At 42.7% G+C, this 805-nt stretch carries 1 pseudogene; it reads left to right on the plus strand.

Going from position 1 to position 805, the window contains the following annotated elements:
- Positions 1-681 (plus strand): annotated as a pseudogene (locus BCT81_RS02595) (glycogen debranching enzyme); the annotation flags it as partial.
- Positions 682-805: the final 124 nt, after the last annotated feature.

Here is an 805-nt window from a genome sequence, read left to right on the forward strand (position 1 = left end):
CACAAGCACAATGAAGAAAATGGTGAGAATAACCGCGATGGGCATGGTGATAACCGTTCTGAAAACTACGGTGTAGAGGGTGAAACCGAAAACCTCTTGGTTATCGCGACTCGTGAAAAGCAGAAACGTAACTTCATGGCGAGCCTGCTGTTTGCTTTCGGTATTCCACACATTCTGACAGCAGACGTGTTATCTCATACTCAAAAGGGTAACAATAACGCTTACTGCCAAGATAGTGAGACGAGTTGGCTGAACTGGGAAGATTCAGAGCGCAAGACCTACTTCAAAACTTGGCTGTCAGAGATGATCGCCGCACGTCAGCAATACATGGTGCCTTTTATCCAGGCGTTCAGCGGCGAAAAACGTAACTCTAATCGCATCTTCTGGAGCCGTGTTGATGGCACGCTGATGGAGCATGATGATTGGAACCGTTTAAGCTCAGTAGCACTGCATCTTGGTATTGGTAAAGATGGCGATGAGCTGATTTATCTCATCAACCAAACCAATGCCCCAGCGCGTTTCAGCTTACCCAATGACCGTGAACAAAACTGGGTGACGATATGTGATACTAACTTGAGAAATGTAAAACCAGGTCACGCTGAAGGGGAAATGTTGTTATCTCCAACATCGATGGCTATTTTGCACTACTCACCAAACAAAACTGAGTTAAGTGAAAGTTAAGCTCACTCAATAACAAAGAAAAAACCATAAAAGCCAGTTATATTTTTAGCTGGCTTTTTTGTTAGCTGAATATCACAAAACTCATTCTTTTATATGGAATCATTTGCATTGATGTGATTAATAA

The sequence above is a fragment of the Vibrio sp. 10N.261.52.A1 genome (genome assembly GCF_002876325.1).
GTDB lineage: Bacteria > Pseudomonadota > Gammaproteobacteria > Enterobacterales > Vibrionaceae > Vibrio > Vibrio chagasii.